The sequence below is a fragment of the Algibacter lectus genome, from assembly GCF_900112395.1.
GTDB classification, from domain to species: Bacteria; Bacteroidota; Bacteroidia; order Flavobacteriales; family Flavobacteriaceae; genus Algibacter; species Algibacter lectus.
Genome location: NZ_FOLN01000008.1, coordinates 104,159 through 118,862, shown reverse-complemented (window position 1 = coordinate 118,862; position 14,704 = coordinate 104,159). Strand labels below are relative to the sequence as shown.

The 14,704-nt window shown below is 33.8% G+C and carries 13 protein-coding genes; 9 read left to right on the top strand and 4 right to left on the bottom strand.

Going from position 1 to position 14,704, the window contains the following annotated elements:
- Nucleotides 1-13: 13 nt before the first annotated feature.
- From mreC to BM246_RS14205, 7 genes are all read left to right on the top strand, one after another.
- A complete protein-coding gene (gene mreC / locus BM246_RS14235) occupies nt 14-835 on the top strand; it encodes a rod shape-determining protein MreC (RefSeq protein WP_042496993.1) in 822 nt (273 codons plus the stop codon).
- On the top strand, nt 828-1,334 hold the full coding sequence (locus tag BM246_RS14230) for a hypothetical protein (protein ID WP_042504329.1): 507 nt from the start codon (nt 828-830) through the stop codon (nt 1,332-1,334). Before mreC ends, BM246_RS14230 begins: the two co-directional genes overlap by 8 nt.
- Entirely contained in the window at nt 1,331-3,268 is a 1,938-nt protein-coding gene (gene mrdA, locus BM246_RS14225; RefSeq protein WP_074938800.1) for a penicillin-binding protein 2, read from the top strand. The genes BM246_RS14230 and mrdA overlap by 4 nt, the downstream gene beginning before the upstream one ends.
- Nucleotides 3,268-4,545 (top strand): rod shape-determining protein RodA, encoded by a 1,278-nt coding sequence (rodA, locus tag BM246_RS14220; RefSeq protein WP_042504334.1) that lies wholly within the window; start codon nt 3,268-3,270, stop codon nt 4,543-4,545. The genes mrdA and rodA overlap by 1 nt, the downstream gene beginning before the upstream one ends.
- A gap of 33 nt (nt 4,546-4,578) precedes the next feature.
- Nucleotides 4,579-5,214, top strand: coding sequence for a peptide deformylase (def, locus tag BM246_RS14215; RefSeq protein ID WP_074938797.1), 636 nt, complete (start codon nt 4,579-4,581; stop codon nt 5,212-5,214).
- A 1-nt stretch (nt 5,215) separates the two neighbouring features.
- Nucleotides 5,216-5,995 (top strand): glutamate racemase, encoded by a 780-nt coding sequence (gene murI / locus BM246_RS14210; protein ID WP_074938795.1) that lies wholly within the window; start codon nt 5,216-5,218, stop codon nt 5,993-5,995.
- A 126-nt stretch (nt 5,996-6,121) separates the two neighbouring features.
- Complete coding sequence (locus BM246_RS14205; protein ID WP_083415819.1) at nt 6,122-7,414, top strand: integrin alpha; 1,293 nt, start codon at nt 6,122-6,124, stop codon at nt 7,412-7,414.
- Between the two features lie 15 nt (nt 7,415-7,429).
- Here the strand turns inward: BM246_RS14205 and BM246_RS14200 are convergent, their stop codons facing one another.
- The 3 genes from BM246_RS14200 to BM246_RS14190 all read right to left on the bottom strand — a co-directional run bounded on the left by BM246_RS14200 (nt 7,430) and on the right by BM246_RS14190 (nt 10,977).
- Entirely contained in the window at nt 7,430-7,945 is a 516-nt protein-coding gene (locus tag BM246_RS14200; RefSeq protein ID WP_042496982.1) for a gamma carbonic anhydrase family protein, read from the bottom strand.
- Between the two features lie 50 nt (nt 7,946-7,995).
- On the bottom strand, nt 7,996-8,730 hold the full coding sequence (locus BM246_RS14195) for a LytR/AlgR family response regulator transcription factor (protein WP_042496980.1): 735 nt from the start codon (nt 8,728-8,730) through the stop codon (nt 7,996-7,998).
- A gap of 69 nt (nt 8,731-8,799) precedes the next feature.
- Nucleotides 8,800-10,977 carry a tetratricopeptide repeat-containing sensor histidine kinase gene (locus tag BM246_RS14190; RefSeq protein WP_074938794.1) on the bottom strand — a complete coding sequence of 726 codons (2,178 nt, stop codon included), beginning with the start codon at nt 10,975-10,977 and terminating at the stop codon, nt 8,800-8,802.
- Nucleotides 10,978-11,196: 219 nt separating this feature from the next.
- On the opposite strand from BM246_RS14190, the gene BM246_RS14185 reads away from it, so the two are divergent.
- Nucleotides 11,197-12,378 (top strand): VWA domain-containing protein, encoded by a 1,182-nt coding sequence (locus tag BM246_RS14185; protein WP_074938792.1) that lies wholly within the window; start codon nt 11,197-11,199, stop codon nt 12,376-12,378.
- 216 nt (nt 12,379-12,594) lie between these two features.
- On the opposite strand, the gene BM246_RS14180 is transcribed toward BM246_RS14185, so the two are convergent.
- Nucleotides 12,595-13,599, bottom strand: coding sequence for a PorP/SprF family type IX secretion system membrane protein (locus BM246_RS14180; RefSeq protein ID WP_042496974.1), 1,005 nt, complete (start codon nt 13,597-13,599; stop codon nt 12,595-12,597).
- A 172-nt stretch (nt 13,600-13,771) separates the two neighbouring features.
- Here BM246_RS14180 and BM246_RS14175 point away from each other — a divergent pair, with 172 nt between their 5' ends.
- Nucleotides 13,772-14,674: a NifU family protein gene (locus BM246_RS14175; protein ID WP_074938790.1), complete on the top strand. Its 903-nt coding sequence runs from the start codon at nt 13,772-13,774 to the stop codon at nt 14,672-14,674.
- The last annotated feature ends 30 nt before the right edge of the window (nt 14,675-14,704 follow it).

The following is a 14,704-nucleotide window of genomic DNA, read 5'->3' as shown; positions in this document are numbered from 1 at the left end:
AGGTCTATAACCCATGCAACAGATTATTAATTTTCTAATAAGAAACAAAAACTTTTTGTTGTTCTTGTTGCTGTTTAGCATTTCTATTGTTTTTACAATTCAGTCACACTCCTACCATAAAAGTAAGTTTATTAACTCGGCTAACTTTTTAACTGGTGGTGTTTATAATTCTGTAAATAATATTTCAGATTATTTTAATTTAAGATCTCAAAACAATCTGTTATCAGAAGAAAACAGACATCTAAAATCTCTTTTGTACAACCAAGCTACAAAAGATTCAGTTTATATAGATAGCTTATCTTTTAATGATAAATACAGATTTACTTCGGCCAACATTATCAAAAACAGTTATGCTTTACCTGATAATGTTTTACTTTTAAACAAAGGTAAAAACGATAGTGTTTTTGAAGATTTTGGCGTTATTACAAGTAAGGGCATTTTAGGTATTGTAAATAAAACGAGTAAAAATTTCGCAACCGTTATTTCAATATTAAATACAACTAGTAACATTAGTGCCAAGTTAAAAAAGACCAACCATTATGGGTCTTTAAAATGGAACGGGAAAAACCCAAGAATTACCCAATTAGTAGATATCCCTAAAATTGCAAACTTTAAAACAGGAGATACCATTGTAACCTCTGGCCTATCTTCTATTTTTCCTAAAGGCGTTCCTATTGGTACCGTTAACGATTTCAAACTAGACAACACAGAGAATTACTACGAAATAAATGTATTGTTGTTTAACGACATGACGAATATTGAGCATGTTTACATTATAAAAAACATCAATCTTCCTGAAATTAAAAACCTTTTAAACGGCATAAGCAATGAATAGTGTTTTTTTCGCCCAAGCTAGCCGATTTATTATCCTTGTCCTTTTTCAAGTATTAATATTCAACCACATTAATTTCTTAGGATATATAAATCCGTATATCTACATTTTATTAATTGCATTTTTCCCGGTTAGAAATAATCGTATTGTTATCATTTTTATTAGTTTCTTCTTAGGATTGTCGATTGATTTATTTCTAGACACAGGAGGCGTTCATGCGGCAGCATGCGTATTTATCGCTTACATTCGCCCTATTCTTTTAAAATCGTCTTTCGGTATGATTTACGAACACCAAACCATCCGTTTCAATACAGTAGACTTTGGTGCTAAACTTACCTATATCTCATTATTAACCATAGTGCATCACTTTGTTTTGTTTAGTTTAGAAATATTTAACTTTTCAAAAATAATTTTAATCCTTCAAAAGGCGTTATTCTCAAGTATATTCAGTATTATATTGATTATTCTAATTACAGTTATTTTTAGTAGGAAAACGAAATGAGACAATTTTTACTTTTTATCTCCATCATTCTTGTTGGTGTTTTATTTATTTCTAGGCTTTTTTATCTTCAAGTGTACAGCTCGAATTCAGATAGTTTATACGATGATAATGCCATTAGAAAAGTATGGGATTACCCAAAAAGAGGCTTTGTATATGACAGAAACGGTGAACTTTTAGTTTCCAACCAACCATCATACGATGTTATGGTAATTCCTCGAGAAGTAGAACCACTAGATACTTTAGAGTTTTGTAATCTTTTAAAAATTGATAAAGAAAAATTTATCACAACATACAACAAAGCACGTCGCTATTCCCCTAGATTATCATCTGTTTTTGTTTCACATTTATCAAAATCTGACTACGCAGTACTACAAGAAAAAATGCGTAAGTTTAAAGGTTTTTATATTCAAAAACGTTCACTTAGACATTACGAAACCACTATTGGCGCCAACGTTTTAGGTGATATTGGAGAGGTAAACAATGCCATTATAAATCGTGACGATTACTACAAAATGGGTGACCTTATCGGAAAACAAGGTATTGAAGCCTCTTATGAAGAAACGTTGCGTGGTGTTAAAGGTTTAAAATTTATTCAAAAAGATAGATTCAATCGAGATATCGGCCCTTATAAAGATGGCGAATTCGATATTACCCCAGAACAAGGTAAAGACATCAAAATCACAATTGATGCCGATTTACAGGCCTACGGTGAATTGCTTATGCAAAATAAACGCGGTGGTGTTATTGCCATAGAACCATCGTCTGGAGAAATATTAGCCATGGTTGCGGCTCCAACTTACGATCCTAATATTTTAGTGGGAAGAAATCGTTCTAAAAATTTCACAAAACTCTATAACGATTCTATTGCGAAACCGCTTTTCAATAGAAGTTTACAAGGCGTTTATGAGCCAGGATCACCATTTAAATTAATGAATGCCTTAATCGCTTTACAAGAAGGCGTTGTAACCCCAGATGAAACTGTTACCTGTTACGCAGGTTATAAATATGGAAATAGATTTATGAAATGCCACTGCCATAGCGGTACTAGAAATGATATGATTTCTGGTATACAACGCTCATGCAATGCATACTTTGCTACTACATACCGAAAAATTTTAGATAAAAATGGTAATGCTTCAGCAGGTATTGATACCTGGAGCAATCATGCTAAAAGTTTTGGATTAGGCGAGTTTTTAAATAACGATTTGTATGTAGGCCAAAAAGGACGTATACCAGACCGTGCATATTACAAGCATATTTACCCAAACACTTTCTACTCTACCTATACCATTTCTAATGCTATTGGGCAAGGGGAAGTTGCCACAACACCAATTCAATTAGCTAATATGGCTGCAGCTATTGCCAATCGCGGGCATTATTTTACGCCACACATTATAAAAAGTATTGAAAACGAAACTTTACCAGAACAGTTTACAAAACCTAAAATAACTACTATAGACAAGCAAAACTTCGAACCTGTTATCAAGGGTATGCTACAAGTTTACAAACAAGGTACAGCAGCATCTTTACAAGTAAAAGATATTGACATCTGCGGAAAAACTGGAACTGTAGAAAATTTTGTAAAAATTGATAGCGTAAGAACACAGCTTACCGACCATTCTATATTTTTAGCCTTTGCTCCAAAAGATAATCCAAAAATAGCCATTGCTGTTTTTGTTGAAAACGGATATTGGGGAAGTCGTTTTGCTGGACGAATTGCTAGTTTAATGATTGAAAAACATATTAAAAAAGAAATTACCCGAAAAGATTTAGAAGAGTGGCTTTTAAAGCATAGTTTAGAGAACGAATATGCTAAACCTTATTCTGGTGAGTCTTTTAGAATTAACGGACAAACAAGCTTGCAAATTGTTGACGATCAAGAATACAATCGACTAAAAACAGAGCTGAATAAAATAAATAAAACAGCAAATTAATGGTTAGAGACACTAACAGACATTTTAAATTCGATTGGATTACTATCTTTCTATTTTTTCTTTTAGTAGGTTTTGGTTGGCTTAATATTTTATCGGCATCACACACCGGAGTAACTTTAGATTATTTCGATCTTTCTCAACCCTTCGGGAAACAACTTATTTTTATTTTTTTAACCTTCGGTTTAATTATACTACTCTTAGCCATAGATGCTAAGTTCTACGAGCGTTTCTCTAGCCTTATCTATATTATATCCATGTTGTCCTTAGTTGGGCTCTTTATATTCGGTAAAAACGTAAACGGAGCAACATCTTGGTATGCCATTGGAGGCATGACGTTGCAACCTAGTGAATTTGCAAAAACAGCCACAGCCTTGGCCGTTGCCAAATATATTAGTGATTTAAACACCAACATTAAAAACTTTAGTGATCAAATTAAAACGTTTGCTATAATCATAACACCTGCCTTTCTTGTATTACTACAAAATGATACCGGAAGTACCATTGTTTATGGCGCCTTCTTTTTTGTTTTATATCGCGAAGGCTTACCCAAATACTATTTAACACTAGCAGTTTCGGTTATACTCCTCTCCATTTTATCTTTAAAATTTGGAGCTATAATAACATCAATAATTTCTATCATAGTAGTAATTTCTTATCATTTTCTAAACAAAAGAAAACTTAGACTTTATCAATTAACACTAATTTTAATAGCGGCTTTAGCTGTTTCATTTGGGGTGAAATTCTTCTATCAAAGCATTTTACAACCACACCAACAAGACCGTATAAGCCTATGGTTACGCTTAGAGAAAGACCCTGTTAAGCTTCAGAAAATGAAGCAAACTTTTGCATATAACCTCAACGAATCAGAAAAAGCCATAAGCTCAGGCGGGCTTTCTGGTAAAGGCTTTATGGAAGGCACACGTACCACTGGTAAATTTGTACCAGAACAGCATACCGATTATATTTTCAGCACCGTTGGCGAAGAGTGGGGTTTTATTGGCAGCTCCTTTGTAGTAATCGTTTTTGTACTATTACTACTGCGTATATTACACTTAGCTGAACTTCAAAAATCGCAATTCAGTCGTGTTTATGGCTATGGAGTTGCGGCCATTGTATTTATCCACTTTTTAATTAATATAGGCATGGTTATGGGTTTAATTCCAACCATCGGTATTCCATTACCGCTTTTTAGTTATGGTGGCTCTGGACTTTGGGCATTTACTATTTTAATCTTTATTTTTATTAAATTAGACTCCAACAAAATAAACGAATGGTAGTTTAACCGTTCTTATTTTATTATGTTTACTCTAATGAAAAATAAAATATACACTCTTTTATTACTAATCATTTTAGCTAGCTGTTCTAGCAGTAAATCTCTTACAAATCAAAGTTTTTCTAAAGAACAAACGCAATTAATTTCAAGTGCCGATAGTTTAGTACCCATGCGTGTTTTTAAAATAACTAACAAAAAAGATTCACTTTTATTACGTTCAAAAAGTGCATACGTAAAACCATCGCCAAACAATGTTGTTTTAAAAACCTTTGTTAACAGACTCTATGCTACAGTTAGAGACAGTATATCTATGGGTGTTGGTATTGCCGCGCCGCAAGTAGGCATTTTAAAAAACATTATTTGGGTACAGCGTTTTGATAAAGAGAACCACCCGTTTGAGGTCTATTTAAATCCACGAATCACCAAATATTCAACAGAGAAACAATCGGTAAAAGAAGGCTGTTTATCCATCCCGAACCGCAGCGATATGCTTAATAGTCGTTCCTTTTTAATAGAAATTGAATACGATACCATGAATGCCGAACATAAAAATGAAACCATAAGCGATTTTACTGCCGTAATATTTCAACACGAAATCGATCATTTAAGTGGTATTTTATATTTAGACCATCTCGAAAAAGAAATACGCGACGCCCAAAAAAACAAGCTTTAAAATGAATAAAAACTCTATAGGTATTTTCGATTCTGGAGTTGGCGGAACTTCCATCTGGAAAGAAATTAACGCGCTTTTACCAAACGAGAACACGCTTTATTTAGCCGATAGCAAACACGCTCCTTACGGTTCTAAAGGTAAAGATGCCATTATAAATTTAAGCATAAAAAACACCGAATATTTACTCAATCAAAACTGTAAAATAATAGTAGTAGCCTGCAATACAGCAACCACAAATGCTATAGATTACCTACGCGCTCAATACAAAATTCCGTTTATAGGTATTGAACCTGCCATAAAACCAGCAGCCCTACAAACTAAAACAAACGCCATTGGTATTTTGGCAACCAAAGGCACATTAAGTAGTGCACTATTCTCAAAAACAGCTGGGATATTTTCCAAAAGCGTACATATTATCGAACAGGTTGGAGAAGGTATTGTAGACCTCATTGAAACCGGAAAATTAGATTCACCAGAAATGAGATCACTATTAAAAATCTACCTCAACCCCATGATAACTGCCAACATAGACCATCTGGTTTTAGGCTGTACGCACTATCCTTATTTAATGCCATTACTGCTAGACATTCTTCCAAATCACGTTAAAATTATAGATTCTGGTGAAGCCGTGGCGCGCCAAACCAAAGCTATATTGCAACAAAACAACTTATTAAACACATCAACAAGTCTTGCAAAAAACCGCTTTTTAACCAACGGAAATCCAGAAACCATGAATACCCTTTTAAACCAAAAATTCAATATTGAAATTGCCGATTTCTAATTTGTAAGTACACTTAAAGATGTAATTTCCAAACTTTCATCCTAATGCCGATTGATAGTTAGTCGAACCGCGGCAAATTAAACCTTTCCTAAAAATTCAGGTCTAAGTGTTAATTAAATACAAACCATGAAAATTCTAACTGTACTTTTAGTAGCACTAACCTTTATATCTTGTTCTAATAATGAAAACTCAAATGATTCTGAAGAAGTCATCCCTGAAAACATATTACAATATCAACCTGAAGGCTCTGTTACTATCACAGAAGGTTCTGGAGGCTTAGTCGCTAGTTTAGAAAGTGGAGATCGCTTTGGGCGCGACCATGATAAAATTGGTGATGTTGATGGAGATGGGGTTATAGACTTTGTAGTTGGGGCTCGATCTGATGATGATGGAGAAACCGATGCGGGAGCCGTTTACATTTTATTTATGAATAATGATGGTACAGTAAAAGCAAATCAAAAAATATCGATGCTTTCCGGAGGCTTTTCAGAAGTTTTAAATGAAGGCAATTTTTTCGGGTATGGCGTTGCAGGCATTGGAGATTATGATGCCGATGGCATTCCTGATATTGCCGTTGCTGCCCCCGTTGCACCAAACAATGCATTATATATTATTCACCTCAAAACCGATGGTACTGTTAAAGACTTTGTAAAAAACGAAAACATTAATGCCAATGGCCTATCTGCTATAGGCGATTTAAATAACGATGGCAGAATCGATTTAGTAGCATGCGCTCCCAGCTCTAGCGACGGCGGCAGTAATAGAGGCGCTATAGATATTTTATTTTTAAATGCCAATTCTCAAGTAATTTATGCCAATAAAGTAACCATTAGTTCAACACAAGGTGGCTTTGGCGAAGGTTTAGAAGATAACGATCAGTTTGGTGGTCGAGAAGTTGCAATGCTCGGAGATCTCGACAATGATGGCAATAAAGAATTAGCTGTAGGCGCTTTTATGTCCGATGATGGAAAAGGTGCCATCTGGATTCTATCTTTAGATTCTACAACTTACAACGTTGTATCTAAAACAAAAATAACAGAAGGGTTAAATGGCTTTACAGACGAATTAGTTACAGACATTAATCCTAACGGAACTTTTGGAGCCAACTTAGGTCATGCTATGTGTGCGCCTGGCGATATAGATGGCGATGGTATAGCCGATTTAGTTACGGGTGCAAACCAACAATACGAAGGTTGGGGTTATGTGCTGTATTTAAACGCCGATAAAACTGTAAAATCGTTCGATAGAATAAATAATACCGAAGGCGGTTTTAATCTCTCACTAGAAGCCGAAGGCCGTTTTTCTCGTTCAATTTCTTATGGAGGTGATTTAAAAGGAGATGGTTCTATGGCTATAAATGTTGGCGGTGGTGCAGGAACAACTGGCACCATATACACCTTGTTTTTCAGACCACAATAAACTCATTTTAAGAGACTATTCTTTAAACCAACTCGAATATTTAATGTAATTATCGGCTATACGATTTATTTCTCCCGAGATCAATTCTTCGCTAATATCTTTAACTTTTTTAGCAGGCACACCAGCATAAATACTACCCGATTCTACACGTGTGTTTTTGGTAACCACAGCTCCGGCGGCAATAATACTATTACTTTCAATTACGCAATCGTCCATAATAATACTGCCCATTCCAACCAAAACATTATCGTGAATGGTGCAACCATGGACAATGGCATTATGCCCAATAGATACATTATTACCTATAGTTGTTGGCGATTTTTGATACGTAGCATGTATTACCGCACCATCTTGAACGTTTACCTTGTTACCCATTTTTATGTAATGCACATCGCCACGAATTACGGCACTAAACCAAATACTACATTGTGTTCCAACAGTAACATCGCCAACTATTACAGCATTTTCTGCTATGTAACAATCACTTGGTAATTGAGGTGTTTTTCCGTTTATAGTTTTTATAATAGGCATAATAAATTGAATTTTTAAGGTTACGCTTTCGCGGAAATAATATTGTAAAACTATTTAAAATAAGATAATAACTGAGCTTTTTTAGATGCTGAAACCATAATTTCTTTTCCGTTGCTAAGTAAAACACTTCCGCCCTTTCCTTTTAAGTATTTTACAACTTCGTTTACATTTACCAAATACGATTTATGCACCCGAGCAAAACTAGAATCCGTTAACGCTTCCTCAAAATACTTAAGTGTTTTACTAACTAGTTTCTTTTTATTATTGTTCAAATAAATTTCAGTATAATTATCATCGGCTTTGCAATATAAAATATCTGCTGTATTCAGAATTTCGAACCCATCTAGTTGCGGAATCGTTATTTTACCACTAATACTATTGGTTTTCGGTACCAACACTTCATCCTGCAATGCATTTTCCTTAGTTCTTATTTCAGTAACATAATCTACTGCCTTTATAAGTTCATCAATAGAAATTGGTTTCATTAAATAATAACTCGCGTGAGCATTTAGAGCCTCGATAGCATAATGATTATAAGCTGTTACAAATACGGTTTCAAAATTAACATCGCCTACCTTATCCAATAAATCGAAAGCATTACCATAAGGCATTTCCACATCTAGAAATACCAAATCTAAATCGTTATTTCGAATTAAAACCAAAGCCTCTTCCACGTTTGATGCTTCACCTAAAACAACAACATTTGGACAGTATTTTTTGATATAATTTTTTAGAATTTCTCTACTGGTTTCTTCGTCTTCAACAATTATGGAAGTTAATTTCATATCTATGAATTTTAAGTTGAATATTTTCAGCAGAACTATTTAATTTCTGCTATAATCTTCAAGCTTATTTTAATCTTTTTTGAGCGTTACAATAACTTTTGTTCCAGTATCGACTTCCTCTTGAAAATCACTAATAGACACATCAACTTTATCTTTATACATCTCATTTAGAATAGAAACACGTTTTTTAATATTCCCCATCCCTTTTGAATTTTGTTTTTGCTGATGCTCGGTTTTTAAAGCCTTAGATTGTGCGCGTCCAATACCATCATCTATAATACTTATCGTAATTTCATTTGGGTTAGATTGATTAATGGCTATTTCTAAATTTCCCTTTGTTTTTTTATAACGCAATCCGTGCCAAACCGCATTTTCTATATAAGGTTGAAGTAACATAGGCGGAATTACAAAATCGTTTACATTGATGTTTTTATCCACTTTAATGGTATAATCAAACTTATCTTTAAATCGAAAATGTTCTAGTTTAGTATACAACTCTAACAGCTTAATTTCTTTTTCCAAAGGAATAAAATCTTGCTCACTATTTTCTAAAACAGCACGCATTAACAATGAAAAATCGGTTAGATATTTATTAGCCGTACGTTCGTCGTTAGAAGCTATAAAACTATTTACAGAATTTAGCGCATTAAAAATAAAGTGCGGATTCATTTGGCTTCGTAAACTTTTTAAAGCCAACAAATTATTCGCTAATCGTTGTTGTTTAATATACTTAAACATTAAAAAAGCGGCAAGTAATAACAAAGCTAAACCACCAATTAATGAATAAATAATAAGTTTTTGACGTTTGGTTTGCTCTGTAGAAAGTTGGTATTTGCTTTCCGATAATTCGCGATCGCTCTCTAAGCTAGTAATTCTATTTTGTTTATTCGACAACTCCTTACTAAAACGTGCAGCCTGTGAAATTTGTTGTTCTTTTTTAGCATAAACCTGATCTACTAAATCTACATAATCTTGGAATGCTTTTAAAGATTTCTCGTAATCTTCGGCTGTTTGATAAACCTCAGATAATCTTCGAGTGGCATCTTTTTTTACAATTAAATCCGATTTACTTTCGGCTTCAACAATACTTTTTTCTAGGTAGCTTATGGCATTACCAACATCACCTTGTGAAGCGTAAGCATTTCCTATTTTATAATTTTGCTTTTGTGGTGTCAATGGACTTTCATTTTCGAAAACAGAATCGGCTTCAATTTCACTAATAGTATTTAAGGCTTCTTTTCTAAGTTGAATTTCTTCAGAGTAATCGCTTATATCATTTTGAAAATCGGCTACCTTTAATTTTTCTGAAACGGCTCTTTTTTTATTTTCACTATTCGCAAGATTTAATGACTTATAGAAAAAGCCTTTTGCCTTATCCGCATCTCCTTTTGCACTGTAAGCCTGCGCTATTTTGGAGTTTAAATCCGTTTCTTTAGGTTTTATTAAATGGTTTTGAGCCACGGTTAAACCTTGCTTATAATTATCTATAGATGTATTGAAGTCTTTAGTTAACAAGTACACATCGCCCAAACCTTCGTAAAGCGATACTAACTGCCAATTGGTAAGTTCTCTTTTATTGAGTGCTTTATAGGTTTGTATACTTTCTTGATAGTTTTTATTGAGTTTATAAGCATTTGCAAGCTTTAAAGACACCTCGTTACTGTTGGCGCTTTGGAGGCTTATTCTATAATTAGAAACCGCTAAATCGTACTGTTTCCAATAAAAATAAATATCGCCTAAAGACTCGTAAGCAATACCATTTTCTTTGGCAGAATTGGTTTCAACTAAAGCTTCAGAAATAAATTGAATACTTTTTCGAGCATCTTTTTTTAAATAGACATCTGCAGAATCAATAAGCGATTTAAAAGATTCAGGATTACTTCGTAATCGCTTACTATACTTAGATAAAGTCCGCTTCTCTTTATTAGTCTCTACCTGAACTTCGATACGCTCGTTACTTTTTATGGTGTAATAAACGGTTTCAAAATCTTTGTATCGAATGGTAAGCTCATCACCAATACGTACCTCGATTCTAAAATCGCCCATTATATCGGTAGTTGCATATCCGCCACCGTTAACTTCAATGTTTACATCTGGAATTGGATTTCGAGTATCACTTTCAATCACTGAACCACGCACAGTAAATCTTTCACCCTGAATATTTAATCCACCGTTATTCTGTGCCAACACGAACGTACTGAACAGAACAAAACTTAAAAGCGCTATATATTTTAAATAAGTATTCATTATAATTTTCACAACGATAAACTTACGCACTTTACTTGGTATAATAAAATGATGGTTTTAGAAATAATAGCCTTTTAACAGCCTAAAAGTAGCGTTTACTAATTAAAAGGTTAATGTCACGCATTGAAATGCCCGTGCTACGCATTACTGTTTTATTATGAACTGGTTTGAATTTAGTTTTACAGTATTGAAATCTTTCTCATTTAAAAAACAAAAACTATGAAAACACACTTAAAAACATTCGCCTTTTGCGCTGCATTAATTGGTTTCACCTCTTGTAACGCTAATAATAAAAAACAACCTAAACTTTATACTGAACATACCGTTGAGCACGAAATTGAAAAGGAAAAGAACGACAAAGAACCTAATAAACAATTCATTAAAGTGGCGCTTTTATTAGACACCAGTAATAGCATGGACGGTTTAATAGATCAGGCTAAAGCTCAACTTTGGGATATTGTAAACGAGCTATCTTATGCTAAATGCGGAACAAACAAGCCAAATTTACAAATTGCTCTATATGAATATGGCAATGATAATTTAAACGGAGATGAAGGTTACATAAAACAAGTATTAGCTTTTAGTGATGATTTAGATGATATCTCTAAAGAGTTATTTTCCTTAACTACAAATGGCGGTGAAGAATATTGCGGACAGGTTATCCAAACCTCATTAAACCAATTAAATTGGGGTAAAAACCCAGACGACTTAAAGCTTATTTTTATTGCTGGAAACGAAGCTTTCACACAAGGAAAGGTGAATTACCAAGATGCAACCACAAATGCAAACGAAAAAGATGTTACTGTAAACACCATTTTTTGCGGTAATTACAGACAAGGTATTTCTAGTAAATGGCAAGCTGGTGCCCAGTTAACAAAAGGCGACTATATGGCTATTGAACAAAACACCAAAACGGTACATATTGCATCGCCTTATGATGATACTATTTTAATTTTGAACAAAAAACTAAATAATACTTACGTGACTTACGGTTCTAAAGGGCAACGCAAAATGGAAATGCAAGCCGAACAAGATAAAAATGCTGCCGGTTACAGTAAAGCAAATGCCGTGAGTAGATCGGTTAGTAAAAGTTCGCATTTGTACAAAAACAAATCTTGGGATTTAGTAGATGCTGAAGAAATGGACGAAGTTGTTATATCGGATTTAAAAGATGATGCTTTACCAGCAGAATTAAAAGGAAAATCTACTGAGGAAATTAAAGTTTATATTGACACAAAACGTAAGGAACGTGAAGATATTCAGAATGAAATACAAGAACTTAATGCGAAACGTAAAGTTTATATTTCGAAACAAAAAACAGAGGGAAATAATGGTTTAGAAAATGCTATGACTAACGCTATTAAAGCACAAGCCCAAAAGAAAAATTATACTTGGAAGTAAACCGTATTAATAGTTTAGTAAACTACCGATGCGGATAATGCGTGAGGGATTGAACGGCCTGTTTGAGCTCCCCGACCAAAGGAAGGGAGCGAGTAGTAAAAGCCCGGCACCGACCTTAGGAGTTGACACGCCCAATCTAAGAAGTTATTAAACAACAAATCCCACTAATTACTTAGTGGGATTTGTTGTTATGTATTGAATTGTAATGTCTTTATTTTAATTAACTGCCGGACAGTTACAATGGTAAGCTTCTTTTCTACAATTAAAGTTGTAACCTAACGTAAATTGGTGAAAACCACCATTTGTAAACACTAAAGAGTTTGATTGATAGGTGTATGTGTAAGCAAACATAAACTCATTAAAATTAACACCTAAAATTGGTGTAATTTGCTGTAGTTTTTGGCTTTTAACCGAATTGGTAGAGGTTAAATATTCCGCGCCATCACTACTTTGACGGTATGAAATTCCTCCCCAAATTTTACCAAAATCCATTTGTTTGTATGCCTTAGCATTAATATCTATACCACCCTCTTTTGTAGCATCGCGATATTGAAACATTATTGATGGCTCGTAACTCCAAGTACTTCCATAACTACCAAAAACAGCTCCTAGAGAAAACAGGTAGCGTCTTAAATTACTTGTAATATTTTGGTCGCTATTTACTCCTGAGTTTTTAATTAAATTCTTAACCGTACCGTGTGCATAATAATCTAAAAACTGGTAAGAAAAACCAAAATCTAAATTAAAGTTAGTTTCACTTTGTACTGTACCATCGATTATTGGATCTGGACCATCGAAAAGAAAAGAAGTTTCATCTAATTTATACTGAATAATTCCGGCACTTAAACCGAAAGAAAGCATATTTAAATCTACCGGAGAACGCGAAAACATAAGGTGATGCGCATAAGTTGCATAAGCACCCGTTTGCGAGTGATATCCGTTTTTATCCGTGTACAAAATTCCCCCAACTGCCGATGGTGTATCGCCAATACGACTATTAACACTCATGGTCATTAATTTTGGAGCATCTTCTTGCCCAAACCATTGTTGGCGAGCTGTAAGGCGTAGCTTTGCACAATTTGCGGCTCCTGCCATAGATGGATGAATTAAATAATAATTATCGGTTAGATAATCTGTATAAATTGGTAATCCTTCTTGAGAAGTTGCCATGTTGGAAAACAACATTGTTGCAATTACCATAAAACTAAATTTTAATCTCATAACTTGTACACGAGGTATGTTTGCTATTATAAACGCCTTGATTATTAAAAAATTATAGCCTTAAACTTACTAGTAATTACATACTTGGTTCAGTTCTACAATTGGGCAACAAAACTCAAATATATGGATATCTAAAGTTTTCTTTTAGTATTTTTGTAAAAAAATAGCTAAAATGAGTAATTTCAAGGTTTCTATTAAAGAAACATCTAACGATAGCATAGTAAAATTTGAGTTAAATCAATTTATTACACAGCACCAAAGTTTTGAATTTAATAATATTGACGAGGCAAAAGGTTCGCCTTTAGCACAACAATTATTTTATTTACCCTTTGTAAAAAAGGTTTACATTTCTGGTAATTTTATTGCTGTAGAACGTTACAGTATTGTAGAATGGACCGATGTGCAAGATGAAATGGCTGAACAAATTGAAGCCTATTTAAATGATAACGGTATTGTAATGGAAGAATCGGCAGCTCCTAAAAAAGTTCCGGTTACTGTTTACGCAGAAAGTACACCAAACCCTGCTGTTATTAAGTTTGTTGCTAACAAAAAAATAGTTACAGCTCTTTTTGAATTCACTTCTATTGATGAGGCTAAACTTTCGCCATTGGCTACCGAGTTGTTTCATTTTCCTTTTGTAAAAAGCGTTTTTCTTGATGAAAATTACGTTTCTATTACAAAATATGATATTGCCGAATGGGATGGTATTACTTTAGAACTTCGTGAATTTATTAGAAGTTATATTGAAGATGGAAAAGAAGTTGTTTTACCAGAAGCAGTGGAAACTCTAAAAAAATCTACAGAACACGTTGATACACATTTTGAAACGCTTGATGATACATCTAAAGAAATTATAAATATTCTTGAAGAATACGTAAAACCTGCTGTAGCCAGTGATGGTGGTAATATTCAGTTTATATCTTATGATGAAGAAACAAAAAATGTAAGCGTACTTTTACAAGGCGCTTGTAGTGGTTGTCCATCGTCTACATACACTTTAAAGAGTGGTATTGAGAACATGTTAAAAGAAATGTTACCAGGCAAAGTCGCTATGGTAGAAGCTATTAATGGCTAAAAAAGTGACGGTTTAATTTATTTAGGGTCT